Source organism: Bradyrhizobium sp. Leaf396 (genome assembly GCF_001424605.1).
In the GTDB taxonomy this organism is placed as follows: Bacteria; Pseudomonadota; Alphaproteobacteria; order Rhizobiales; family Xanthobacteraceae; genus Bradyrhizobium; species Bradyrhizobium japonicum_C.
This window is the reverse complement of the sequence record NZ_LMQJ01000023.1, coordinates 1-25,977: the sequence shown is the minus strand read 5'-3', so window position 1 is coordinate 25,977 and position 25,977 is coordinate 1. Positions and strand designations below refer to the sequence as shown.

Genomic DNA, 25,977 nt, shown 5'->3' with positions numbered 1-25,977 from the left:
CGCGCATGCTCGTGCGCAGGGATTGACCGAGCAGCCTGCGTCGATTTTCTACGGTCGTCTTTATGGGTCTACTCCTCAGGTTCCCGCCGCCCGACGCAGACCACAGCCCATGGGATATCCCTCGCATGCTGTTTATCAGCGGCATCGACGGGAAGATCGTTGGCGGACGCGTGCCGTGGCAAGGCACCAGCGCTTATATCTTCATGCAACTGCAGTTTCCATTGCATTCAGGCCGCATTGCCGGGTTGGCAGGCCGCATTGTCATTTCAGCTGTTGGGCTTGTTGTTGCGGCGCTATCGATCACCGGCATCGTAGTCTGGGCCAGAAAGAAGGCGGCGCGGCGCGCGGTCCATCGTGGTTCGGCGCGGAGGCCAGCGCTGGCGGCTGGTTGAATGGTTGCTTAAGTCTGCTTCGGTCAAAATGCGAAGAACTCAGGTTGAGTAAACCTCGTCCGCTCTGCCGCAACGAACGGACCTCCGTGAGATCCAGCCCAACTTCGCAGGTGGGCCAGAAGCGGACATGAATTGAAAGAGCTCGCCGAGCAACCTCATCCACGACCTAACGAGAAGAACTCAGCGTTCGGACGCAGGCTGGTGAAATTCGCCAGCCGGTTCGACATGCCAAAGAATGCGGAGATAGCCGCGATGTCCCAGATGTCATCATCGGTGAAGCCGTGTTCACGCAATACTACACTGTCGCTCTCACCCACCTCTTGAGCGCGCTGCGAGACCTTCAAAGCAAAATCGAGCATTGCCCGCTGGCGATCCGTAATGTCGGCCTTGCGATAGTTTCCTGCAACTTGGTCCGCGATGAGCGGATCCTTCGCGCGGATACGGAGAATCGCGCCGTGCGCTACGATGCAATACTGGCATTGGTTCACGGCAGACGTTGCCACTACGATCATCTCTCGGTCAGCTTGTGTAAGGCCGCTAGGCTTATCCATAAGCGCATCGTGGTACGCCATGAAGGCCCGGAACTCATCAGGCCGGTAGGCAAGCATCAAAAACACATTCGGAATGAACCCGGATTTTTCCTGCACCTTCACGATGCGTGACTTTATATCTTCCGGCATGCTTTCTAACGACGGTACCGGATAGCGGCTGATGGCGGGGGTCTTTGACATGCTGCGCTCCATGAGAGGCGCTTAACTTACGCAGTCCGCTAAATTAAGACAGTCTAATATTGGCCTAGCGAGTCAGCGGATGTCGCATATGGGCCACAGCAGATGAAGTCACAAACACCGATTTGTCGCGTCCGCGACCGACGGACTGAGTTCCGTGAGGAGCCCGCCGCGCCGGACAAAACGGTTGCGTTTGCAACGATCCTGCTTTAAAGAGCCTCCATGATCGAGCTCATGCACATCGCAGCCGAGTATTGCGCGACGTTTCCATAAGGGAGCGGTGCGTTTCGATCATGTCTTGAAACAAGCCGCCGTCGGGCGGCTTTGTTATTTCGGAGACCTCCTGACGGCAATTCCAGGAGATTCCGATGAAAGATTTTGAGTTCTCAGTTGACCAGTTCCAGCCCCGTTCTCAAGCTCTGCGAACGCTGATCGAACGCGGCTACTTAAATCAAGCTACCAACTTAGTTGGCATCGACGCCGCGTTTCAAGCGGGCATCGTCACCGCTTATGTCGGCTTCGACGCCACGGCAGACAGCCTCCACGTGGGTCACCTTTTGCCGATCATGATGTTGCGCCGTCTTCAGCAGGCGGGCCATAGACCTATTGTTTTAATTGGCGGGGGTACCACGAGAATTGGTGATCCAAGCTTCCGTTCCGATGCTCGCCCCATGCTGTCTGATGCACAGATTGCCGCGAATATCGACGGCATCAAAACCGTGTTCGAACGCCTTTTGACTTTTGGCGACGGCCCAACCGACGCTGTGATCGTCAACAATGCCGATTGGTTGGACGGTGTCCGCTGGATCGACATGCTTCGCGAGGTCGGGCGGCACTTCTCGATTAATCGGATGCTCTCGTTCGACAGCGTGAAATCGAGACTTGGGAAACAGGAGAATCTGACCTTCCTAGAGTTCAATTACATGATTCTTCAGGCGTTCGATTTTCTTGAACTTTCCCGTCGGTTCAGCTGCGGCTTGCAAATGGGGGGAGCTGATCAATGGGGAAACATCGTGAGCGGGATCGACCTGATACGGCGATTGGACCGGAAGGAAGTGTTTGGGCTGACTGCTCCGCTGCTAACGACCGCTTCGGGAGCGAAGATGGGCAAAACCGCAGCAGGAGCCGTGTGGTTGAACGCGGACCGCTTGTCACCCTACGAATATTGGCAGTTTTGGCGAAACACAGAAGATGCTGACGTTGGTCGGTTTCTCAGACTGTTTACGGACCTTTCTACAGTCGAGATAGGAAAGCTCACCGAGAACGATGGACCCGGAATAAACTCCCTCAAGGAGCGGCTTGCAACCGAAGCCACGGCTCTCATCCATGGTATCGACGCCGCGAAGCTTGCAGCCGCTACCGCACGGCAGGCGTTCGAGGGTCGCGGTGTGCCGGTCGGTGTTCCGACGTTGGAGCTGAACAGTGCAGAGCGCGGCCACGGAGTACTCCTGCTGGAATTGCTGGTTCGTACAGGTTTGACCAGTTCCAAAGGCGAAGGGAGGAGGATGATCTTGGGACGAGGTATCAAACTGAATCACACCGTCGTCGAGGACGTTGATCTGATAGTGCAACCGACGTCATTGCCGGTCACACTTTCGGTGGGCCGCAGGCGGCACGCGGTTGTGAGGTGAAGCCTGGTGGAGGTGGCGATGACTGAGCTTGATCGTCATGTCCCCTTTGGGTCATTCACGACGTTTCGTCCGTCAGCCGGATAAGTGCGGTCCACCCCCGGTAGTGGACATCCCAGCCGGGCCTCGGAATGGCACCGATGGGCCAAAAGGAGAAGTAAGCGCGCTGTGCAAGAGGTGCGAGATGGAGCTAATTCGAGCTATTCGAGCAAGAGTGCTTACAAGGTTCTGTGCGAATTGGCTGGGATGGTCTGGCTTGTCGCTATTGCGTTCTTCGGCTTTTGTTGTGGCGCGTAACCCGCGCTTGCGAACTTAGCGCTGAATTGGCAGCAGCGGGGATTTTGCGCTCGCCCTTGTACTGGTTGTCGAACGCGCTGGTCGGCCTGCTACTGGCGCTGGTGCTGTACATCGCCCACGTTCATAATCACTCGCCAGTTCCAGCTTTCCTTTGGCTTGCCGCCATTGCAGTCATGGTATGTTTGGTCGCGCTCCGCCGCGCATTGAGATGGCGTTATCCCATATAGCTTAGATGCAACTTCCGCCGGACCCGGCGCAACGTCGCAGATGGGCCAAAAGCGGCCGCCACCGCGCGGTGCTTTGTAGGTCAGCTACGGGCCGGAAGCCGGCGTTGCTGGCCTGCTGCATACTAAATTCTTTATCGATCAAACTTTTGCAATTCTGTAAGCGACGTTCGCGTCCCATTCGCAAAGGTTTGGCGTGGGGATTGCAGCCTGTTGATCAGCGTGTTTGCAAATCGTTGGCGGCGGGTATGGAGGCGGCAACGACGGAGAATCACGAGGTGCGGCCGAACGACCAGGGCAGGAGTTCGTCGATCCGGGACTGCGGGTGACCAGTTGCGATCGCTTTGAGGGTCGCTTTCATCCAGGCGTAGGGCTCCACGCCGTTGATCTTGCAGGTGGCGATGAGCGAAGCTATGCGCGCCCATGAACGACCTCCTTCGTCGTGACCAGCAAATAAACTATTTTTACGCGTCAGAGTCAGCGGCCTGATTTGATTTTCGACGGGATTGGTGTCCATCTCAACGCAACCATCGTCGAGAAACAAGGTGAGGCCATCCCAATGGTTCAGGAGATAGGCGATCGCCTTGCCCATCTCGCTGCCCGGCGACAGGCGGGCGGCTTGCTCGCGCAGGAACCTCTCGAGTTCAGCGACCAGCGGCCGTGATCGCTCGTTACGGGTCTTTTGCCGAGCCGGGGCGTCGGCGCCACGGATCTCCTTCTCGATTGCATAGAGTGCGGCGATGCGCGCGAGAACGGCTTCGGCGATCGGTGAGCCGGCTTTCGGAGTTGCTGCGATGATCTCACGCCTTGAGTGGGACCAACATGCGGCCAGCCGCAGTGGCACGCCGCCTTTGCGCTCGGGCCGTGCGAGCCGATGATAGCCCTGGTATCCGTCGACCTGAAGGATGCCGTCGAAGCCCTCGAGGATGCGCTCAGCATGTCCGCCACCGCGTCCTGGTGCGTAGTGGTAGACCACGATTGGTGGATCAGCGCCGCCGTGGCCGCGATCGTCGCGCAGGACAGCCCACAGATAACCGGTCTTCGTTCGGCCCCGGCCCGGATCGAGCACGGGCGCCCTGGTCTCGTCCATGAACAAGCGGCCCGATTGCTTCATCACGACGCTCATGCGCTCGACCAGCGGCGCGAGGTGGAAGGCGACCGTTCCCATCCAGTCTGCCAGAACGGCGCGATCGATGAAGATGCCATGCCGGGCCAGAACCTGCGACTGACGATAGAGTGGCATGTGCTCGCTGAACTTGGCGACCGCCACCTGCGCCAGCAGCGCCTCGGTGGGGATGCCACCCTCCACGAGATGGGCGGGCGCCGGCGCCTGAGCAACACCGGCGCAGCCGTTTGCGCAGGCGTAGCGCGGTCGCACCGTCTCGATCACCCGATACTGGGCCGCCATGACATCGAGACGACGGGAGCGATCCTCGCCGATCTGGACCATCCGACCGCAGCCGCAGGGACACTCGAGGTTCTCGGGTTCGATCACCTGCTCGATGCGCGGCAGGTGCGCGGGAAAGGCACGGGCAGCGCGGCCGGTCCGGCGGCTGGACGGCGCCGTGCCGGCGCGGCGCGCACGATCGTCCTGGCGCTCCTGGACTTCGGCGATGGCAATCTCGATGTCTTCGAGAACCAGTTGCATCTGATCGGGATTGAACTTCTCCGAGCGTTTGCCGAAACGTGCGCGCTCGTACTCCTTCACGAGCAGTTCGAGGCGTTCGACGGTCTCTTTGGACGCAGCCAGTTCGCTCTCGACATGAAGGCGCGCCGAGCATTCATCGTCAGCGCGACGACGCTCGGCTTCAATCATCGCTTCCTGCGCGCGGAAGAGCGCTCGCAAATCGGCGGGCAGCGCTGCAAGACGGGCGGGATCAATCGGGGATGGCGACACATCCGCAAGCTATCATCCCAAAGCCCCGCGCGAAACAGGTTGTCGGGTCTGAGTCAGTTCGCCGCAGCTGGCGTCGCGACAATCCGTTCGCCCACTCGCTTCCAGTTCAGTCCTTCAAACAGCGCTTCGAACTGCACGCGCGTCAGATGCATGACGCCGTCGCTGATCTGCGGCCACTCGAAACGACCATCGCGGCCAAGGCGCTTGTAGACCAAAACGAGGCCGGTGCCGTCCCATAGCAAAATCTTCAGCCGGTCGGCGCGCTTCGAACGAAAAACCACGATCAGGCCCGAATGCGGATCAAGCCCAAGCGTGTTTTGCACCAGGCCGGCCAGCGCGTCGTGCCCACACCGGAAGTCAACAGGACGCACAGCAAGCACAATCCGCAGTCCCTGCGCCGGAATGATCATGCGCCACGCTCGATCGCAGTCACGATCTCCGCGATCCGCACCGCCGACACGTCCGCATCCAGGCGGACCGAAACCTTGCCAATCGTAATCTCGACGGGCCCCTCGCTCTTGCCTGACGCCGCTGGATCGTTCAGCTCGATCGACACGAAATCCGCCGCGTCGTCCGTGACCAATGCGAGCCGGCCAGCACGCGCCAATCTGCGCCACGTCGTCAACTGCTGGGCCTTCACACCATAACGCCGTGCGACATCACATACGCGGGCGTCGGGCTTCATGCTCTCGAAAACAGCGCGCCCCTTGATCTCCGCAGACCATAACCGGCCTCCAGAACGCGTCCGGCGCGTAAGCTTCCCTACAAAGCCATCAGCTTCGGCTTCCTCCCCCGATTGTTCCATCGCCTTCAGTCTCCTCTTGGCTCTCTGACCAGCCAAGAATCGCAGAGCGAAAGCCGAAGGGAAACCAATCAATCAAATGGGAGAAAAGCTCCGCTTACGCAATTCTCGACTAACGCGCTCGATGACGCTGCCGTATTCCCGAGTTTCGGTTTGCCTGAAGAGGCGGACGGTCGGGTACCAGGGGCTGTCTTCGCGGTGGAGGAGCCAGCGGTAGTCCGGCATAAACGGCAGCAAAATCCAGGTTGGTTTCCCAAGCGCGGCCGCAAGATGAGCAACGCTGGTATCCACGGTGATGACGAGATCGAGGCAAGAGATCAGAGCCGCAGTCTCTGCAAAATCGGTAAGATACTGCGCGGCGTCGTAGACATCAGTGCGAGCAAGCAGGTCAACTTGGTCGTTGGACCTCACGTCTTTCTGAAGGCTGACAAAACTAACCCTATCACAATCATCCAAAAGACCTGTCAGCATACGAAATGGAATCGACCGATTGTGGTCGTTCAGATGCTTAGGATTACCTGACCAGACGAGCCCTACTCGCGATTGGATGCGCGGACCAAGCCGGCTCTCCCAAACTTCAACACGCTCTTCGGAAGGCTGCGGCAGGTAGGACGCGGCCGCTGGAATAGTCTCCAACCGAGTTCCAAAGATGAGCGGCAGATTGCTAAGAGGGCAATGAAGATCGAAAGGCGGCAAACGCGCTCCTGACGATCCACGCAGGCATTGCGCCACGCCCTCCATCTTTGAACATAACGGCCACAATGCGTCCGGTACCACTAAAGCGACACGCGCGCCGCGATCGGCAAGCAGCGGAACGTAGCGCACAAGCTGGATCGCGTCCCCGAGCCCCTCATCAGCGCAGACCAGTAAGGTCTTGTCGGCGATGTCTCCATCACCAATCCACTTGGGCCCGGGAAGCGGCGGATATCCGTTCGGTAAGCCCGGAACGTCCCAACGCGCCTGCATCCCCTTCAAACCGCGGTTGAAATCGCCAGTGAGCATCTGAAGCAATGCAAGATTCCAGATTGATCTCGCATGCTCCGAGAGGATGGCTGCCGATCGTTTGTAAGCAGACATTGCCTCTTCGACACGACCCAGTTCCGCAAGGACGCTTGCCCGACCGACAATGGCCTTTCCCGCATTAGGCTTGATCTTCAACGACCGATCGAAGAAGGACAAAGCCTCCTCGAAATGGCCCTGCGCTCCCAGGAGCGCACCAAGGTTGCCCAGGGTATCAGCGTTTTTCGGGTCCAGCTGGATTGCTAACCGGCAATCCGCCGCCGCCTCTCCAATCCTTCCCAAGCTGTTTAGAGCGAGTGCACGCGTGTGCAGGGCCAGCGCGTTATCGGGCCGCAAACTGAGACTATGATTCAAATAAGTGAGCGCTTCCGCAACTTCCCCGGCCACATGCAGGAGGTGACCTGCCTTATACGCAGCGTCAGCATGCGCCGAGTCGAGTTCAACCGCGCGGCGAAAGCAAAGTAGAGCTTCGCCGTTTCTTCGAGCCTGGATCAGTACATCTCCCATCTGCTGCCAAAGCACGGCTTCGCTCGGCTTGAGCTGTACAGCCTTGTCAAAGACTCTCAAAGCCTCGTCGAGACGGCCAGCGCTTGCCAGCGCATTGCCTAGCGTAGCCAGGTAGACTGGCTGGGCGTCTTTCCGAAGCGCACGGGAGGCCCACTCTATCGCTCTGTCGGCGCGACCAGCCGCGGCCTCCACAGCAGCCATTAGGTGCATGCTTTCAGCGCTCTCCGCATCCAGCTTGAGAGCTTCTTTGACACGAGATTGCGCCTTCAGTAGTTCGCCGATGCGCAAGTGCTCGACCGCAGCAGCATGTAGCTCCTTGAGGCGCTTCGCTGCACGATGATCTTTATCGATCGGCCTGATTTCCTGCTGGACGATTTGACGCTCAGAATGTGCCATTGCAACTCTACGGATCGGATGCACAATCTTTAGGTGATTCGCTGTAAGCGAGTAACGGAGCAATAGATCACCCAAAGCATGCGCTGAACGAGAGGCAGCCATCGCAAAGTTGCATGCCGGATGTCCCCGCCATCACGCTGCTGCAACCGTACCTTGATTGAGCAGGTTGCTTGGCGAAGCGCAGACCTTTAATGCTCCCTTGCAACAAAGGCTACCTTGGCCTGCATGATCCTGTTCGGGTTATCTTGCACTCGCATGGGAGCAAGCGCAGAGATTGCGAGCTCAGTAATAGCGTGCTGAATTTTCAGTTTGAGCGCTTATGGACCAGCTTTCGAGGTCCAAGGCCAGCTTTGGGTCTTGGTTGTGCGCAAACGCTTTTCACACAGCCAGGGTCAAAGGCTGCCCTCAGGAGCCGCCATGCCCCTGGTCGGGTCATCTCTCGGAAGCCGACATCGCTTCGCTCTGGGTTGAAGTCAGTCACGGGCCATAAGCGGACCCATCCGGTGGATTGCTTAGTTCGGTGTCGTTGGGAAAGACCAGCGCGGCGCCTCCCAGATCGTCATCCACTCGTCCTTGCCATCGATGCGCGGGTTGAATTGAACGCGCACGATGACAAAGCTACCGCTTCCACTCTCCATGCGGTAAACGTGGCGTAGCTTCGCAAGCGAAATGTCAGAGCCACTTTCGGCTAAGAAGACTTTAGCTTCTCTATCCCATGTGATCCAACCCGGCCTAGGTGTCGAGCGAAAACCATCCGGGTGTGCGATAATCGGGAGCTCTATCAAGGTTGGCTTCATCACGTTAGAAACATCGAATATTTGATGCGACCCCGTGATTGCTGAGCAGAACACTATAGCAATGCGCCGGCCCTCTGGGCGCATGAAGCGAGCAGGCGCATCTTTCATGTCGTCCTTGTAACGGCAGCCCGCTTCTTCCGCCGCAAGTGACAGAGTGCTCGGCAACAAGGCGGGATCCGAAACCTCGTATTCGGTACGACCATTGGCCAGGTTGCCCCACTCGCGCCGGGTTGCTTCCCGGTCTTGCCCCCCGGCGGCTGCAATCAAGCTAACAATGAGCGCCCCGCCGAAGATAAGTCGGCAGATGATGGAGACAGTGCAACGCATGCTCGTTCCCATTTGAGCAGTCACAATCCCAAATGATCTAGTCGCTGTTGTAGTTTCCGCTATGGGTCAATCGTAACGATATGGCCCGGTTTGAGTTAGGCCCGGTCTACCGCTGACCGCCGACATGTCACAGGGCCCTTATGCTATCATGTCCAGCATGTTGGAGGGTTTGAAGCAGACGCTGCTGGTGATGGGATCGATCTTGGCCCTGATCGTTGTCGGCTGGGAAATTTATCTTCTTGTTGCTTACCCCGGGCCGTATACGTTCATCCTTTTCGGGGCGACCGCGCCAGTGTTCGTCATCGTTGGTTTGGGATTTTTCAAGCTTGCTCGCAGTCGCGTTGCCAAATAGGCGTCTCATGGCTGCTTTGGGTCATCAGCGTCGGTTGCGCCGCCCTACCGGCATTGCCGTTCTGCCCCCTGAAGCCGACATTCGGATGATCGCCGGAGTTCGTCGGTGTGGGGACAAATTGGCGGAACGGGCAGAAGGGTCGGCTATGGGCAGAATGGGCGTCGCTCAATCACGCATTTGCGCGCGCTGAAGTGCAAAAACCATCCCCATCACGCAGTTCGTAACAAGCACACCAAAGTAAACGACAGCTGCGTATTCAGCGGGAAGCTGAAGAATTAGCATTACAAAGAGGAGGATGCATGCCCATGCAACATTGATCATGAACCGCTTGAACAGCACTCCAAGGGTTGGGACACCTGCGAACCAGTCGCTCAAAAAGTACCACAGACTCATATGGCCTCAGACTCGCAGGCAGCAACGAACATACTACCATAACTCGACCAAGTCTAAGCGTGTATTAGCCGCCACGCACAACCCTTCTCTACAGTATGTCGCACCTTGCCGCTGGCGCGTGTGACGACGAGTTGTGCGATTTAGCTCTCGCCAGAACGGCTGGTTTGGGTCAAAGTCGGCGGTCCAGGCCGCCGCAATCAGTTTCCGCTCCACACCCGACAGCCGACACTCCGACGACCTTTCTGCTGCGCACCGATGGTCCACAAGCAGACCCCGAGGAGAGGCTTAATGATCAACGAGGGCGCTCAGCGCGATCGCTGGCACGGAGGAGAAACGGCCGCACCGCTCCTGGACGAAGCCGTAAGTTGTCCAATTCATCGGAATGCAGTTTCCGAATGATCGTTCTGGCATCATCCTCTTTGAGGCCTGGGAATCGGACAACGGCTTTCAGGGCAGCTTCTTCGTTTGGCGCAACCACGACGAATCTCCTTGTCTCTGTAGACTCGCTCTGTAGAACGATATCGACTTCAACAAGCCAAGCCTCGCAGGACCGGACGAGTCTCTTCGTCATGCCTGACGCCGGATGTTGTCGGTGGTATCTGAATCGAAGGCACGTTTGGCCAGCAGTGATAGCAGGGCAAAAGCTCGTTGTACTTCTTTCCTGGTGCGCAGCGAGACGCCTCCTCGTCCATGCCTGAGGACGACAAGTCGCCCGAAGTGAGCTGGATTGTCAGCCAATCTTTCCAGCATTGCACACTGACCGTTTGCCAGCTGGTATCTCTTCATTCGGCGCACGGCGGTTCCTGGCCGCTGATAGCAGAGGGCAACTGCACTTCCAAACCAATTCCAAGCGTCGCTCGGTCCCGATCGCTTCGCTGATGGTTCTTCCATGGGCGGCTACCACTTATCGATTGAGGTCAGCGCGACTTGCGTCGCCAAAAAAAACCGACGTAGAGAACAATGGGGAAGCCAAGGGTGAGCCACGAGACCGCGTCCCACGGCCCGTCGCCCACCAACGCACTGACGAGACCTGCACTCGTGACAAGCGCCACCAGAAGAGGAGCCAGGAATATTCTGCTTAGCGACCGGTTGTGTGTCATCGGGTCGATAATGCCGACGTGGGGGAGCTTTCGATGCCCGAAGCGCCGGCGATCGCCCGCTCAATGCTGACGCCTGCTTTGCGCCGTCGTAGCCACAGATACAAGCCCGTCCACAGGATGATGATGGTAAGAACATCGAGCATTGCCCAGATGATCTTTAGCGGCATGCCGCCATAATCGCCGAAATGTAGCGGCTGGGAGATGAAGAGGGTTGAGACATACCAAGGCATGTCACGGGTATCGGTAAGCTTGCCGGTTTCAGCGTCGATTAGCGCAGGCTTGAGCAGGCGCGATGTCAGCGGCGTCTCACCCTTTAGGAACACGGCATAGTGACTTTTGCTGGTGAAGACCGTGCCTGGGAACGCAACGAAGCTCGCCGTCATGCCGGGGACGGCCTTTGCTGCAACTTCCACTGCGGCATTGAGCGAGGTGAGCTTCTCAGGCACCTGCCTGTCGCGGTACTGAGACGTCATGTCGGCGAGCTGTCCGAATTGCCACATCTTGAGGACAAGATCGGCCCATGTGTTGATGACGCCGGTGAAGCCGACGACCAGCGTCCATGCCACCAACAGGATGCCGGCGAGATTGTGAATGTCGAGCCAGCGCACGACGCGGGTTCGCCGCGCGCGATATGTGCCGAAACTCAGCTTTCGCATCGACGGTGCGTAGACAACGATCCCGGAGATGATTGCGACGCAGAACAAGATACCCATCAAGCCGAGAAAAAGTTTGCCGGGTAGCCCGGCGAACATGTCCGTGTGCAGCTTCAGCATGATGTAGGTGAAGCGCGCCGTGAGATCGGGCGCATCGAGGAACGAGCCGGTGTGCACGTCCACCCGGATCAGGGTATTCTTCGACGGATCCGACGTGATCGTGGGACCGACGCTGACGAACATCGCATTGGGATCATCGCGATCCCAGATCAGGAAATGCGGAACCTTGCCCGGGGCATTTGCCATCGCATTGGCGAGCAGGCGGTCGAGATCGGCCGGTGGCGTACCCGGCGGCACCTCCGCAGCCTTGACACTGCTGTGCAGGACGTCGTCGATCTCCTCATGGAAGATCAGCGGCAGGCCCGTAATGCACAGCATCAGCATGAACACGGTGCAGATGAGGCTCGTCCATTTATGGACGATGCCCCACCGCCGGAGAGATCGCGTCGCTGCCGTCAATGAATTCTTCCTCCGTCTCGACACGGTGCCGCCAGGGTGCCGTTCGCCATCAAGATAGCTCTATGCGTCAATCCTCTACTTCGTGACGAGCAATGGCGGCTTAGGGCTTTCGCCCCAGCGATAGCTCAGTGTCGCGAGGACGGTACGGGGCTGGCCCAGCGCACAGAATGCAAGACCGGTGAAGCAGTTCGTCACGTGATAGGTGTCGAAGATGTTGTTGACGTTGATGCGCAGATTGAGGCCGCGCCAATCCTGCCTCAGATAGCTAAAGTCGTAGGTCAGCAGAGCATCAGCCAGGGTATAACCGGGGACCCTGATCAGGTTGGCGTCGTCGCCCCATACGCCGCCGGTGTAGCGGACACCGCCGCCGAGACCGAGACCTGCGACGAGCCCACCCGTGAACTTGTAGTAGCCCCACAGGAATGCGCTATCGCGGTTCACGCTCGCGACATCCTTGCCCACGATGGCGGGATTGACGTGCTCCTCGACGACCGGGACGATATGGGAGGCGCCGGCAATGACCTCCAAATTGTCGGTAATATTGGCGCGAAAGTCGGTCTCAATGCCTTTGACCCGAATCGCGCCAACCTGGAAGGGCACGAACGTGGGCGTGTTCACCACAACGTTTCGCTGAGTCATGTCGAACGCGGCGGCGGTGAACAGCATCCTCATGCCGGGCGGGGCGTATTTGACCCCCGCCTCGATCCCCTCTCCGGTCGTGGGCTTGAATGGCTGTCCCGTGGCCGATGCCAATGACAGTCCGGCGACCGGCTCGAACGAAGTGGAATAGCTGATGTAGGGAGCCAGGCCGAAATCGAACACGTAATTGAGGCCAACCCTCCCGGTGAACGCGGAGTCGTCCTGGGGGACACTCACGTTCGTCAGCCTGTTGGCGGTGTCTGCCGTTGCACGGTCATGACGTCCCGTGAGGACGAGATTCCAACGATCCAGCTTGATCTGGTCCTGAAGGTAGACGCCTAGCTGGTCCTTGTTTGTCGACGTGTTGATGAATGGTATCATCGTGGCCTTGGTCGGCAGCGGGGTCGCACCATAGACCGGATTGTAGACGTCGATCGGGAAGCCGGGGAAGGTGCCACGATAATCGGTATCAACCGTCGTTTTCTGGTAGTCGAGTCCAGCCAAGACCTTGTGGCGGAACCACCCTGTGTTGAAGTCCGCTTGCACTTGGTTGTCGATCGCGAAGTTCTTCGTGCTGCCGCCGATGAAATTCGCATCCCGCAGCGTGACGCGCTGCGCAGGATCGACGGGAGGTACGACGCCGGGGAGATAGCAGGCGACGTGGCCGCCCGCGATCGGGCATAGCGTCCCGGCATTGCGCATCGAATACATGTCGATGTCGACCTGCGCCACGCGCAAGTTCTGGCGGAATTCGAGCGCTTCATTGAAGCGATGCTTGAACTCATAGCCGATCACGGCCTGGTCAAATCCGATTTTGTCGAACCCGGGTTCGCCAGTGTAGGTGCTGACCGGAATGCGGCCGTTCGGATTCGGTAAAAGCGTGCCGTAGGCCGGCAGATACTGGTGGACTTGGCCGTCGAGGCGGTCCCGCTGTGCGCTGGCCAGCACCGTCAAGCTGGTATCGGTGGTCGGCTGCCAGGTGAAGCTCGGCGCGAGGAAATAGCGCTGCTCCTTGTTCATGTCGACAAACGTATCGCTGTCGCGCGCCAGGCCCACGATGCGATAGAGAAACTCGCGATTCTGGTCGATCGGACCGGAGAAATCGAAGGCTCCCTGAATTCGATTGAAGCTGCCGGTTTGTACCTCAACCTCGTTACGCTGTTCGATGGTGGGACGCTTGCTCACCATATTGAGAATGCCCCCGGGGGAAGCTTGGCCGTAGATTCCGGAAGACGGTCCCTTGAGAATTTCGATTCGCTCGAGTCCCCATGGCTCTGTGCGAGGTTGAGCGAACTGAATGGTCGAGTCGTAGGGCAGACGCAGGCCGTCGAGATAGCGCGGTGCGATGAAGCCCCGAACCCTGACCTCCGTGTCGAATACCGACGCTGCGCCGTACAACTGGCCTTGCGTGCCCGACACATACCGAATTGCCTCGCCCACATTCTGCGCCCCTTGGAGCTCGATCTGCTGCCGTGGCACGACATTGATCGATTGAGGCGTTTCAAGAATAGGCGTGTCCGTCTTAGTTCCGGTTGCACTCTGCCGTGCAACAATTCCGTTAACGGGGCCATTGGCTCGCTCGGAGCCCACGCCCCTTGACCCGGCTTCTGGAGGAGCGGCCGACCGTTGTGCAGCGATGGCGGGGCGACGGGTCGCTCCGACACGCGCGGCTCTGCGGGCTGGCTGCGCCGGCCTTACCGCCGGCTTTGGCGCATCCACGGTTACTGGCGGCAATGTTTGCTGTTGCGCCAATGCTATTGACGGCCATTCAAGAAGAAGGATTGCAGTACTCGCCGCGCTCAACAAAGCCGCACGAGATGCCGTCACTCCAAATGATCTCACCCTCGCCCCCGAAAATGTACTGTTAGTCGTTACTGCTAGATGAGTGACCGAAGGCATGTCGCGATGTCATCTAGAATAGATTTAAGGAGAGGCTTTCGCAGCTGGCTGTGTTATTTGAAGCACGGCGCAGCCTTCCAGTTGACAGTGTCTTGCATATAAAACTAATGTGATCGCGACGGTTCTCCTTCGGGAGACAATAGGGAATACGGTGCGGGGGATGACCCCCCAGGCCGTGGCTGCCCCCGCAACTGTAAGCGGTGAGCCTTCGCCAAATTGCCACTGAGCCTGCGGGCTTGGGAAGGCGGCGACAGGCAACGACCCGCGAGCCAGGAGACCTGCCGTCAGTCGTGGTCACACGCGAGCACATTGGGCGGGGTGTCCTGGTGAGTGTTGAGCTGCCGACCTCTTGAGGCAGCGGCCAAGCTGCGTTCGCGGTGACGTGCCACGTTATCGCGAGTCTTATTGATGACCTCCCGTACAAGCGTCTTCCTACGGCGTCGCCGCGCATTGCTCCGTTCAGCTGCAATCTCCTGCCTTGTGGTATCGACCGATGGCTGGGCACAGGGCTCCGCAGAGCGGGTCCAGACGCTCGACCCCGTGGTGGTGCAGCCGCCAGCAACGCCGCCGAATGCCCGCAGCACCCGACGCAGTTCTGCTGCTGCTCGTGCCGCGCATTCACGCCAGCAGCGTGACATGGCCGCCAGAACTGGCACTCAGGTTGCCGCACCGACCGGTCCCGTGTTCGCCGCACCGACGCTCAACCTCACCGGCGCAAGCACGGCCGGCAGCCGCCTCGGCCTGACGCGGCTGCAGACCCCGGCCAGTGTGGAGGTGATCTCCGCTGAAACCATTTCCGAGCGCGGCCAGCAGAACATCCTCGACGCGGTGACGCAGAACGCCACCGGTTTCACGGCGAGCCCGGCGCCGGGCAATGGCGGCGTCTCGTTCAATACCCGCGGCTTCACGGGCCTGGGCTCCGTCATGACGCTCTATGACGGCACTCAGCTCTATATCGGCGCCGGCACGGTGACCTTTCCGTTCGACACATGGTCGACCGAGCGTATCGAGGTGCTGCGCGGCCCTGCGTCGGTGATGTATGGCGCGGGTGCGGTCGGCGGCGCCATCAACATCGTGTCGAAACTGCCGTCGTGGATCCCTCGCAACCAGGCCGAGATCTCGCTGGACAGCAACATGACACGGCGAATTGCCGTCGACAGCGGCGGTCCGATCAACAAGGACGTCGCCTATCGCATCACCGCCACCGGCAACATGTCGGACGGCTGGATCGATCGCGACGACACCTCGAACGTCGCGCTTCATGCCGTGGTTCAGGTCAAGCAGAACGAGGACGTCACCTGGACGCTGTCCACGGATTACGGCGACCGCCACCCGTCACGTTATTTCGGTACGCCGCTGATCAACGGCAGGCTCGAAGATTCGCTACGCTTCAAGAACTACAACGTCAGCGACAGCCACATCCGCTACCAGGACAGCTGGAATCAGGTGAAGACCGACTGGCAGGTCGCCGATGGAGTTTCGGTCCACAACACGCTCTACTATTTGAATTCCAAGCGTCACTGGAAGAATGTCGAGAGCTACGTCTATAACCCCGCCACCGGCCTCATCGACCGCAGCGACTACATCGAGATTTTTCACGACCAGCAGCAGGTCGGCAATCGCATGGATGCGAAGTTCCGCGGACATGTCCTCGGGATGGCCAACGAGTTCCTGGCAGGCTTTGACGTCAACAGCATCAATTTCACCCATACCAACAATTCGCCCTATGGCGGCTCGTCAGCCGTCAACCCGTACGACGTCGTTCCAGGCGTGTTCAACAGCCCGAACCCTACGACTCCCGGCTTCGGCAGCGTGACCAACCAGTACGCGCTGTTTGCCGAGAACAGGCTGTCGGTCACCGAGCAGCTCTCCCTGATTGCCGGCATCCGTCAGGATGAGCCGACGGTCACGCGCACCGACTATCGGGTACCCGCCAACAGTTTCGAAAAATCGTTCTCATCGACCACCTGGCGCGCGGGTGCGGTCTATACGCCCGTCAAGGATCTTGCCTTCTATGGCCAGTATTCCACCGCGGTCGATCCGGTCGGGGGGATCATCTCGCTCTCGTCCGCCAACAGGAATTTCGACCTCGCCACCGGAAAACAGATCGAGATCGGCGTGAAGCAATCGTTCTGGGGCGGCCGCGGCGAATGGACCTTGGCCGGCTACGAGATCGTGAAGAACAACCTGCTGGCGCGCGATCCCAATATTCCTACCCTGACGGTCCAGGTCGGCCAGCAATCATCGCGCGGCGTCGAAGCAACGGTCGGATTCCTGCTCGATTACGGCTGGCGGATCGATGCCAACGCCGCGTTCCTGCGCGCGAGGTATGACGATTTCGTGCAGTCGGTTGGCGGCGTAGCCGTGAACTATGCCGGCAACGTGCCGGTCAACGTCCCGCAGACCGTCTCCAACATCTGGGCGACCTGGGCTTTCGCACCGAACTGGTCGGCGAACGCGGGCGTGCAGATCGTCGGCAAGACCTATGCGGACAATGCCAACACGATGACGCGCCCGGCCTACAACATCGTCAATGCTGGCGTGCAGTGGAAGCCCGATCTGAACACCACCGTGTCGTTCCGCGTCTACAATCTGTTCGATGAGGTCTACACCACGTCGGGCGGCACCAACCAATGGCTGCTCGGCATGCCGCGCACGGCGCAGCTCGCCGTCAATGTGAAGTTCTGAGCGTGGCGCGCTCCCTGAGACGCACGCTCCGGCGGTGGCTGTATATCGGCCACCGCTGGGTCGGCATCGTCACCTGCCTGTTTTTCGCGATGTGGTTCATCTCCGGCGTGGTGATCATGTACGTCGCCTTTCCAGGCCTTTCCGAGAAGGAGAGGCTGGCAGCGCTCCCTGACATGCAATGGGCGAAAGTGGCGCTGTCGCCGGATGACGCGATGAAGGCGGCAGGCGCCACGCACTATCCGCGCGATCTCCGGCTGTCCATGCTGGCGGACGAGCCGGTGTATCGCATCACCGGCTGGGACGGCAAGCGGCAGGCGATCTCTGCAGCCGACGGCCGCGTCATCACGAGTATATCCGAACAGCAGGCGCTCGCCGTCGCGCAGCATCATCCCGCGAGCAGATCGCCGCGTCTCGAAGACATCGTCGACCGCGATCAATGCAGCGTGACGGCGCGTTACGATCCGCTGCGACCGCTCTACCTCATCGGGCTCGGCGACGATGCCGGTACCAGGCTCTATGTCTCCTCGCGCTCCGGCGAGATCGCGCTCGACACCGACCACACCGAGCGTGTCTGGAACTGGCTCGGCTCGATCCTGCACTGGATCTATCCGACCGTGCTGCGCAAGGATGGCCCGCTGTGGCGGCTGGTGGTGCTTTGGATCTCCGGCATCTGCCTCATCGTCGGCGTGACGGGCATCTGGATCGGCATCCTGCGCGTGCGACTGAAGCGGCGCTATGCGAGCGGCAGGATCACGCCCTATCGCGGCTGGATGGCGTGGCACCACGTCACGGGCCTGATCGCAGGCATCTTCGTGCTGACGTGGATGTTCTCCGGCTGGCTTTCGCTCAACCCCGGCGAATATTTCACGGGCCGCAACACGGGCCGCGAGGTGCTGCAGCGCTATGCCGGCCACGATGCGCCGACATTTGCGACGAAGCTGCCAATGCCGCAATCCGCTGCGGTTGAAGCACGCTTTGTGTGGCTTGATGGCAGCCCGATAATGATTGCCGCATCGCGTGATGGCGCGCCGATCCCGCTGGATCTGACGTCGGGCGAGATGACGACACTCCCGCAGGAGCGACTTTGGGCTGCCGCAACGAAACTGCTGCCGCAAGCTCGCCTCGTTGAGCGGCTCATCCTCGAGGAATACGATTCCTATTGGTATGCACATCATCACGACCGCGAACTGCCGGTCTTGCGCGCGGTGTTTGACGACGACGAGAGAACATGGTTTCACATCAGCCCTGTCACGGGCGACATGATAGGCCGTGTGGACAGCAGCCGTCGCACATATCGCTGGCTCTTCAACGCGCTGCATAGTTTCGATTTTCAACTGCTGCTGATGTATCGCCCGGCCTGGGACATCGTGGTGTGGCTGCTGTCGATCCTTGGGACTATCGTTTCGGTGAGCGGTGTCGTTGTCGGCTGGCGTTATCTGCGCCGTTGAAGCGAACTAAAGCCTTGATAGAGTCTGCTTCGGGTCAAAATGAAAAACTCAGATTGTGCAAATCTGGTCCGCTCTGTCGCGATGAGCGGACCTCCGAGAGCCAGAGCGCAGTTTCGCGGATGAGTCAGGCGGCTTCGAAGTGGCGTCACGCTATGGGTAGCCTTTTAAAAAACCCCGCCCGATTTGGTCGGACGGGGCTTGGTGGGGCGCTCTTACTCGCCGGTCTTGCGCGGCCGCGACCACAGAAGGGTGTAGCCCTCACCGCCTTCGTCATCGAACAGGTTCGCGTAGATCGGCGCGTTAAACGAGGGGTCGTCGAGCTTGAGCGAGAGGTAGTCGCGGCCCTCTTCGGAGCGCTTCGACCAGGCCGCGCCGATCTCCGCGCGACCCACGTAGATGCGGTAGCTGGGAGCGTTGTCGTTGGATCGGTTGGTCTCGGCGACGATGCGGACGCCTTTTGCCTTCAGGCTCAGGGTCACGATCTCGCCCTGGAAATCGTTTTAGGTCAGCCGTCAACTGTCCTTTTGAAACGAAGCCTCAGGCTTTGCTTCGCTATCTGATGGAGGACACTCCCGAGCGTCCTTTAGCTGGATCGCGGCGCCCCGGGGGGGCCGTTTTAGGTCAGCCGTCAACTGTCCTTTTGAAACGAAGCCTCAGGCTTTGCTTCGCTATCTGATGGAGGACACTCCCGAGCGTCCTTTAGCTGGATCGCGGCGCCCCGGGGTGGAGCGCCGCGTTCGCTGACTGGTGGCCTCAGCGCGACCAGATGAGGACGTATCCGCCCTCGTTCTCGACCAGGCTCGCGTAGATCGGAGCGGGGAAGCTCGGGTCGTCGAGCTTGACGGAGTGGTATTCCCGGCCAGTCTCCTTGGCGGTCTTCTTCCACCCGGCGCCGATCTCAATAGTGCCTGCGAGAGCGCGAAGATCGGGCGACTTGTCGCTTTCCTTCTCGGCGACAACCAGACGGGTCTTGATGTTGAGGTTGAGGGTCTTGATCGCTCCGACGAAAGAGCCGTCTTCGTTGCGGGTGAACGTGCCGATCTGAGCCATGGGTCTTCTCCTTTGCTGTATCAGGTCGCGACCATCGCGGCCTTGATGGCGATCGGAAAACACCGGGCGACCGGCCCGCACCCGAAGGGCTGGAACGAAGTGGAAGGCGGCGCAGGGACGAGCTTCTTGCCTCGCGAGGAAGCCGCGCGGAGGCGTCAGCCGAGCACGGCGGGGAAGAAGGTCGGCATCGCGCTGTTGCGGGATCAAGGGCGGGCTGCGCAGCAGCCGAACGCGGTGTGAGATACGCCAGCAAGAAAGGCCGCAATGGACGCACTTCTGGACAGCCCTGCGAAGGAGAGACCTTGGCTCACGGCGTAAAAGCACCAGCGACGACAGCGTGACGGATTATCGAGACACTTCCCGCGCATTGGCCACACCTCGTCGTCCGAGAGATCGCGATAGCCACGACGTTATCCTGCATCGTCCGGCAACGAGCTATCGGTGCATGGCGCGGCAAGGAGGCTGGCCCGGACAACGACATCATCAGCTATCGTCTCCGTGCTCACCTACCGAAGATCGTAGCAACCTGGGGCGACGATGGTGATCAAGCTCCTTCGTCAACTGCGCGACGCGGTGTTCGGCCCTGTCGGCACGGCGCTCCGCTTCGATCGCGCGACGCAGGAGTCCGGCATTCTCGGTCGCGAGCTGACGAAGCTGACCCTGCATGGTGTCGACGGCGATGCGCTGTTCGGCGACCTTCTCCGTGATGGCGGCGACCCGACTGGGAGCCCGCCGCTGCTGACGGACGCGGGTCAGCTCGGCGAGGATATCGCGGTGATTGGCGTAGATCGCGTTACGACCGACACGTGCTTCCCGCGCGAGGGCTGCGACGGTCAATTGCCGTTCGATCATCGGAGACTCATCGGAGCCGCCGGCCAGGCGGTCAAGGGCGGCGCGCAGCTTCCCGGCTGTGGCTTGCACGCGTCGATCAAGTGGGTTTGCGGCCGTCATCTTCGGCACGGGCTTCTCCTGTGGCGGAAAGATCGGAAAGGACACGCTCGCACTCGGCGATGCGCGTCTTGGCGAGAGCGATGCTCGATCCATCGAGTCGATCGTCGGCGAGCAAAGCGAGATTGCGGTCAAGGCGCGCTTGCCAGACCGGGCGATGCCGCTCGGTGACCGCGAAGTTGGCGCAGCTCATGCAAGTGCTCTCGGTGCGCCACTGTGGGTTCGGACCACGGTCGTCCCCCATGCAGGCGGCGGACTCGGCGCGATAGACACAATACCCCCAGTCGCAGACGCCGAGCCGCATGCCGCTCTCCTCGATGAGGAAATCGACATAAGCTGTGAGTTCGCCGTCGTGGGTACGGCCGCGAAAGCGCGACCGCGACGACAACATGCGTGCCGCCTTGCCGCCGAGACGCGACGCGGTGAGCAACTCCTCGAGCGCGGATCGCGTCTCCTCGAGCGTTTGTGCATCGACGAGTTCGCCGAGATCGAAATCCGTTCCGACATAGGCGCCGTCGGTCATGATGCGTGTCACGTGCCCGAAATGGTGCTGCAAGGCGTGAAGGCCGGTGCGGTCGCGCTTGCCGACGAAACGGGCGAAGGTTTTGCGGCCTTGATGTGTGGTCAGACGCCAGGGCGTTCCATCGTCATTGCGCGGCATGTCGATGAAAGCCGCGAATCTCTCGTTTAGGCGAATAACGAGAGAACTGCCGGTTGCGACCTCCGGCACGCGGCGATCGATGATGCCGTTCCCGGCGATGGAGAGCCACAGGTCCGACCGGCCAGTCCGAGCACGCAGGGGCTCTGACAGGCGCCGCAAGACGTCGATGGCGCGCAGAACGGGCGGCGGCGCTGGCCAGAGATGTGGCGTGCCGGCTTCATTTGCGGCGGTCTTGAATATCCGCCCACGGAGATAAGCAAAGGCTTCCGTCTTATCTGCGGACAGATGCTCCTCGACGCAGTCAGCATCAAGCGTCAGAATCTCCGAGACTCTTGCGCCGACCAGATAGGCAACGGTGACGAAGCAAGCCTCTTGGATCCTGTTGATCAACGCCCGCAGGTGCCTCGTTCGCGTCAGCGGCGGATGCCAAGGCGTATTCTCGCCCTCGATCGTGTAAAAGCGAAATGAAGAAACGAGCGTTCGGACGGCCTGCCGATGAACGAAAAAGGAGCGACCCCGATCATCCATGCGAAACGGCACGGCCTGGTCGCGCAGCGCAATGACGTCGTCGGCTGGCTGCCCGATTAACCGGATTGCTGCCGAGATGAGCGGAACGGCAATAGCGTCGGGCGTGAATGGCAAGCGCTGTACGGTGTGGCGACTGAACCCGGAATAGGCGCTCGCGCGGCCTTCGTCGAACGGGCGCTCTGATGGTGGGTATGCGAGCTTGCGCCTCTGCTGGTAGAGGGCGAGCAAAAGATTAGCGTAGGCGTGACGGGTTCCAGGTCTGATCAGCGCGCCATTGTGTCTTCGTCGCTCGGCAATGTCGTGCATGAATCGGGCGGCGGCATCGCGATCGAGTTCGCCAAAGCTTTGCATCGCCTCGCCGGCCATCCATCGGATCAGGATGCGGAGCTTGACGGCCGCTGCAACGAGCGTTCTCGCGCGAGCGTGCCGCCGGCCTGGCGGCGGATCGATGCGAAGCGACCACAGAAAGATGCGCGCATCTTCCAGCCAGCCGGCCCAGCAAGGGTCTGTGAAGCGGCTGCCGTCCGGGAGTTTGAAATCCCAATCGATCTGGAACTGCGATCTCCGCAGGTCAGACCTCCGACCATCGAGGTGCCATTGCGGGTCTGACCACAGCGATCGTACCGAAATCTTCTGTCGTAGATCGATATCGCGGGTGGAATCAGCGTGTGGCCGCATGGTCATTCCAACTCCGGCAAGGCGGGCATGCCGTTGGCGAGCGCACGCGCAGCCTCGTGCATCGCCGCCGGGAAGTCCGGAAGGATGTCCTGCGTGAGAATCCGCCACGACGGCGCATAGAGGAGGTTCCAGCGTCGGGGATCGAGCCGGCTGCGGGCTTGCTCGAACCGATCGATGGCGGCGAGGACGCGCGCCAGACGTTCCCTGTCGATTGGGATTACGAGGCCGGGACACGCAAGGCATCCGCCGAAATGCGGGCACAGACGCTCGGCGCCATCTCGGTCGGCAGCGACCGGCGCGAGACAATCATGGCCGAAGGAAACGGTACCGCGAAGCTGGTCAGGCTCTGGCGACGGGACGATAGGCTTGAACCCGCGAACCCATGCGACCATCAGGTCTTGCAAGCGAGCGATCGTCTGGCGCTGAAAGCGCGTCGTCTCCTCGCTCTTGAGGTACGTCTCGGTCGTGGCGGCGTTGGCATGATTGAGGATCGATTGGGCCACGAGAATATCGCCGCCGGAGGCGCGATAGTGCTCGGTTGCGACCGTGCCACGAAACAGAGCGGGCGCAAAGCTGGCGATCCGCAAACGCGGGCTGTCGGAATGTGCTGCATTCCACTCATCGATGCGATGGTTGGCGCGCTTCGTGAATCTGAGGATCGCCCGTCTGAGGACAGAGTGCTCGATCACCTCCGTGCGATTGCGGAGCGAACGACGGGTGGGGCCGGAATAGATGCTACGCGTCAGGAACACCCGATCCTGCTGGCTGGGCGGTGCGTCCACGAGGAGCGGTTCGGTCAAGGCCAGCATCATCTCGATCAGGTTCGGCGCCGCGTATCGTCGGCGCCGATCGAACGACCGGCGCTGCGCCTTCTGAAGCCGGGCGCCGGTCTTGGCCTTGTTCCAGTCAATGATAACGCGATGTTCGTCGAGCGGATGCGGAACGAGGCAGTCTCGCCGAATGTGGCGCAACGGCTCGGGATTGGCGGCCGTCTGGATAGCGATCGCCAGAAAAAACGGAACGAGCGTATCGGTTGTGATGTGAAGATACTGCGCGATGGTGCGATAGCCGCCCCAAGACTTCACGAGCATGGCGGACTTTATCCCGTGTTCTTCGAGAACAGCCCTGTCGGGCATGCGACCGCCCTCGATGCGGCTGATCCGCCATATCCATCGATCGAGTCCCTGACCTCGCAGTATCTTGGGCGGAAGCTCGGTGCGCCGGATGACATCCTGCCCGTGTTGAAACCGGGCCCAAACCTCATCGATCTCCTCGTAGCAGGCGCTGAGGATCGCCTTGATCTGATCGGGCGGCAGCCGCCGGCGCGGTTGCTGATGCATTCGTCTGCCGGGAAACGGATTCCAGGGAATCTCAAGATCACGCGCGAGCGCTCCTGGTCGATTGCGCTGGCACCACAATAGCAACGGCCGAAGCACATCAAAGGCCGTGGCGTGCGCACCGCGCGGCGCGCGGGAGGCCGCCTGTGTTCTGAGCCAGAGCACGTAGCGGCCGAGCGCGGCGGTATTGACATCACCCGCTGTCTTGATCGTCCCATCGTCGACGACGTAGCGGGCAAAACGGTGGATCGCTGCCCAGGTCGTTCGGCGCGTCGCAGGCATCTGGCCGACGCCATGCTCCCGGAAAGCCTGGACCATGAGCCCGCGCAGATCGGCAGGCAGGCCGGAAAGCTGCTCAGGATCGAACCGTTGGATTGGCCGGCCTCCGGCATCGGAGAATATGACCGTATCGGCGACAAGATCAGTTGCCGCATTCTTTGGCGTCGCAACTGTGATGCGCCGATTGATCGGCTTCCTTTTACGCACGGCCATGAGGCACCAACTCGCCGTAGAGATAGGCCAGGCTCTCGGCGAGCGTGTCCGCATGAAGCTCGACGCAACGCAGATAGATTGCCGTCGATTGAATCGAGGCGTGTCCGAGCAGGACTTGTACGATCTTCAGCGGGTTGAGGTCGGGCGTCGTTGCCGCCTGCTTCTGCAGGCGCACGAGCATGGTCATTGCGAATGTATGGCGCAACCAATGGCCAGATCCTGTCAGCCCTGCCGCTTGAAAGGCCGCACCGAACGCAGCGGAAAACCTCGCTCTCGAGACGGGATCGCCGTTGCTGTTGAGGAACAGCGCCGATGACGGACGGTAACCGGGGCGCGTTCTGCGTCGGAGCTTCACCAGCGCCGCACGCTGCTCTCCAGCATACCAGTGGGTCCTGTCGATCAGCCGCAGCGGCGGATAAACGGTGCGCGGCCGGTCGCCCTTGGTAACGGTCAGCGGCACTCCCACAAGTGGGTCCACGTCGATATCCAGGTGAGCGACGTCCGGCACCTGATGTAGCTGCAAGCCGCACAGCTCCTTGCGGCGCATGCCGGTGGCCAAAGCCCACTCGGCTATCAGGTCATAGGGCGACGAAAGATGCCGAAACAGGGATTGGAGCTGATCGACGCGTAGCGGTCGCGGCAGACGTTCAACCTCCGAAACCGTCAGAATGTTCGCCATCACCGTCGCAGGCCGATGATCCAGATGCGCCAGCATGCCTTGTCGATGCACTGAGCGAAGGGATATGTCGACGTAGTCGAAGGGCAATGCCTCGATCAGACCGCGCCGATGGGCCCAAGAATAAAAGCGGCAGATCGTCCGGACACGATCGTTCACAGTGGACCGGGCATAGGGCCGCCCCGTATGAGGGCTCGGCGTTGCCAGCATCCGGTTCCGGTAGGTGGCGATCGTTTCCTCATCGGCGAGGCGCCAATCCAGCTCGCTCTGCTCCAGGCTATCGAACCAGTCGTGCAGGTGCTCGCTATACGTCCTCAACGTCTCCATCGCATGCGAGCGGCCGGGAATGGTGGCGAGTTCGATCAGATAGCCGAAGGCAGGCTCGACAATCGACATCTGCGCGTCGAGCAGAATGGGAAAGCCTGCCGGAATCCCTTCAACACCGGGCACGGCCCGCACAATCGAAACCATCCTGCTCTCCGGTGGCAAGGCACCCGGAGGTGCAAGAAGACATCGACATCGTCCAAGTGCTTACCGTGTCGATGAAACTGACAGATGACAGCACACGAATAAAAGATAAACGGAGCGCCTTCGGCGCGAGTCTTATTTTGAATGCGAGGGGTTCCCCTCGCGCTCTCCCGTTCGCCACGTGGCAGGGGTGCAGGACTTCGCCTGCACCCCTTCAAAAAGCTTGTGGTGTCGCCGCCGCGTCAAGCGTTGTCCTCGCTACGCTGCGGGAACGCTTGACTCGGACGTCTGCGTGCCAAGCCCTCAGACAATGGCGCTAAAGGACACTTCTCAGCGCATGACCTAAMTCGTTRCCGACCTTCTTGAACGGCATGCCCATGCGCTCGAACTGCCAGCGCATGGCGCGATACCAGAGATAGCCGACCATCGTGCC

General features: G+C 60.3%; 19 protein-coding genes, 1 pseudogene and 1 riboswitch. Of the genes and pseudogenes, 6 read left to right on the top strand and 14 right to left on the bottom strand.

The window, feature by feature from the left end:
• The first annotated feature begins 125 nt into the window (after positions 1 to 125).
• Positions 126 to 392, top strand: a complete 267-nt coding sequence (locus ASG57_RS20270; RefSeq protein ID WP_230646869.1) for a PepSY domain-containing protein — start codon at positions 126 to 128, stop codon at positions 390 to 392.
• Between the two features lie 155 nt (positions 393 to 547).
• On the opposite strand, the gene ASG57_RS20265 is transcribed toward ASG57_RS20270, so the two are convergent.
• Positions 548 to 1,123: a peroxidase-related enzyme gene (locus ASG57_RS20265; protein ID WP_057197460.1), complete on the bottom strand. Its 576-nt coding sequence runs from the start codon at positions 1,121 to 1,123 to the stop codon at positions 548 to 550.
• Between the two features lie 365 nt (positions 1,124 to 1,488).
• Here ASG57_RS20265 and tyrS point away from each other — a divergent pair, with 365 nt between their 5' ends.
• Complete coding sequence (gene tyrS, locus ASG57_RS20260) at positions 1,489 to 2,751, top strand: tyrosine--tRNA ligase (RefSeq protein ID WP_057197218.1); 1,263 nt, start codon at positions 1,489 to 1,491, stop codon at positions 2,749 to 2,751.
• Between the two features lie 789 nt (positions 2,752 to 3,540).
• Here tyrS and tnpC read toward each other — a convergent pair.
• The 5 genes from tnpC to ASG57_RS20235 form a co-directional block, all read right to left on the bottom strand.
• A complete protein-coding gene (gene tnpC / locus ASG57_RS36930) occupies positions 3,541 to 5,085 on the bottom strand; it encodes an IS66 family transposase (protein ID WP_171010576.1) in 1,545 nt (514 codons plus the stop codon).
• Positions 5,086 to 5,219: 134 nt separating this feature from the next.
• Positions 5,220 to 5,576 (bottom strand): IS66 family insertion sequence element accessory protein TnpB, encoded by a 357-nt coding sequence (gene tnpB, locus ASG57_RS20250; protein ID WP_011090953.1) that lies wholly within the window; start codon positions 5,574 to 5,576, stop codon positions 5,220 to 5,222.
• Positions 5,573 to 5,971: a transposase gene (locus tag ASG57_RS20245; protein WP_081988673.1), complete on the bottom strand. Its 399-nt coding sequence runs from the start codon at positions 5,969 to 5,971 to the stop codon at positions 5,573 to 5,575. Before ASG57_RS20245 ends, tnpB begins: the two co-directional genes overlap by 4 nt.
• Before the next feature lie 72 nt (positions 5,972 to 6,043).
• Positions 6,044 to 7,891 carry a tetratricopeptide repeat protein gene (locus tag ASG57_RS20240; protein ID WP_082529020.1) on the bottom strand — a complete coding sequence of 616 codons (1,848 nt, stop codon included), beginning with the start codon at positions 7,889 to 7,891 and terminating at the stop codon, positions 6,044 to 6,046.
• 512 nt (positions 7,892 to 8,403) lie between these two features.
• Positions 8,404 to 9,015 carry a hypothetical protein gene (locus ASG57_RS20235; protein ID WP_156402757.1) on the bottom strand — a complete coding sequence of 204 codons (612 nt, stop codon included), beginning with the start codon at positions 9,013 to 9,015 and terminating at the stop codon, positions 8,404 to 8,406.
• Positions 9,016 to 9,163: 148 nt separating this feature from the next.
• On the opposite strand from ASG57_RS20235, the gene ASG57_RS20230 reads away from it, so the two are divergent.
• A complete protein-coding gene (locus tag ASG57_RS20230) occupies positions 9,164 to 9,367 on the top strand; it encodes a hypothetical protein (RefSeq protein ID WP_057197212.1) in 204 nt (67 codons plus the stop codon).
• 1,489 nt (positions 9,368 to 10,856) lie between these two features.
• Here ASG57_RS20230 and ASG57_RS20220 read toward each other — a convergent pair.
• Positions 10,857 to 12,032, bottom strand: a complete 1,176-nt coding sequence (locus ASG57_RS20220; protein ID WP_057197208.1) for a PepSY-associated TM helix domain-containing protein — start codon at positions 12,030 to 12,032, stop codon at positions 10,857 to 10,859.
• Between the two features lie 75 nt (positions 12,033 to 12,107).
• On the bottom strand, positions 12,108 to 14,498 hold the full coding sequence (locus ASG57_RS20215) for a TonB-dependent siderophore receptor (protein ID WP_057197206.1): 2,391 nt from the start codon (positions 14,496 to 14,498) through the stop codon (positions 12,108 to 12,110).
• Between the two features lie 174 nt (positions 14,499 to 14,672).
• Positions 14,673 to 14,870, top strand: a riboswitch (cobalamin riboswitch).
• 336 nt (positions 14,871 to 15,206) lie between these two features.
• Between ASG57_RS20215 and ASG57_RS20210 the strand changes: the two genes are divergently transcribed.
• Together ASG57_RS20210 and ASG57_RS20205 are read left to right on the top strand one after the other, a co-directional pair.
• Positions 15,207 to 17,258, top strand: coding sequence for a TonB-dependent receptor (locus ASG57_RS20210; RefSeq protein ID WP_349510061.1), 2,052 nt, complete (start codon positions 15,207 to 15,209; stop codon positions 17,256 to 17,258).
• A gap of 2 nt (positions 17,259 to 17,260) precedes the next feature.
• Entirely contained in the window at positions 17,261 to 18,706 is a 1,446-nt protein-coding gene (locus ASG57_RS20205) for a PepSY domain-containing protein (RefSeq protein ID WP_057197202.1), read from the top strand.
• 212 nt (positions 18,707 to 18,918) lie between these two features.
• Here ASG57_RS20205 and ASG57_RS20200 read toward each other — a convergent pair.
• Both ASG57_RS20200 and ASG57_RS20195 read right to left on the bottom strand, forming a co-directional pair.
• Positions 18,919 to 19,206: pseudogene (locus ASG57_RS20200) on the bottom strand (DUF736 domain-containing protein); the annotation flags it as partial.
• 253 nt (positions 19,207 to 19,459) lie between these two features.
• Positions 19,460 to 19,756 carry a DUF736 domain-containing protein gene (locus ASG57_RS20195; RefSeq protein ID WP_057197199.1) on the bottom strand — a complete coding sequence of 99 codons (297 nt, stop codon included), beginning with the start codon at positions 19,754 to 19,756 and terminating at the stop codon, positions 19,460 to 19,462.
• Between the two features lie 12 nt (positions 19,757 to 19,768).
• On the opposite strand from ASG57_RS20195, the gene ASG57_RS20190 reads away from it, so the two are divergent.
• Positions 19,769 to 19,996 (top strand): hypothetical protein, encoded by a 228-nt coding sequence (locus ASG57_RS20190; protein ID WP_057197197.1) that lies wholly within the window; start codon positions 19,769 to 19,771, stop codon positions 19,994 to 19,996.
• A 243-nt stretch (positions 19,997 to 20,239) separates the two neighbouring features.
• On the opposite strand, the gene ASG57_RS20185 is transcribed toward ASG57_RS20190, so the two are convergent.
• The 4 genes from ASG57_RS20185 to ASG57_RS20170 are packed head-to-tail and all read right to left on the bottom strand — an operon-like array spanning position 20,240 to position 25,547.
• Positions 20,240 to 20,716: a hypothetical protein gene (locus ASG57_RS20185; protein WP_156402756.1), complete on the bottom strand. Its 477-nt coding sequence runs from the start codon at positions 20,714 to 20,716 to the stop codon at positions 20,240 to 20,242.
• Positions 20,685 to 22,577 (bottom strand): site-specific integrase, encoded by a 1,893-nt coding sequence (locus ASG57_RS20180; RefSeq protein ID WP_200948573.1) that lies wholly within the window; start codon positions 22,575 to 22,577, stop codon positions 20,685 to 20,687. The genes ASG57_RS20185 and ASG57_RS20180 overlap by 32 nt, the downstream gene beginning before the upstream one ends.
• Positions 22,574 to 24,400 (bottom strand): site-specific integrase, encoded by a 1,827-nt coding sequence (locus tag ASG57_RS20175; protein WP_057197191.1) that lies wholly within the window; start codon positions 24,398 to 24,400, stop codon positions 22,574 to 22,576. The genes ASG57_RS20180 and ASG57_RS20175 overlap by 4 nt, the downstream gene beginning before the upstream one ends.
• Complete coding sequence (locus ASG57_RS20170; protein WP_057197188.1) at positions 24,387 to 25,547, bottom strand: tyrosine-type recombinase/integrase; 1,161 nt, start codon at positions 25,545 to 25,547, stop codon at positions 24,387 to 24,389. The genes ASG57_RS20175 and ASG57_RS20170 overlap by 14 nt, the downstream gene beginning before the upstream one ends.
• Positions 25,548 to 25,977 lie beyond the last annotated feature (430 nt).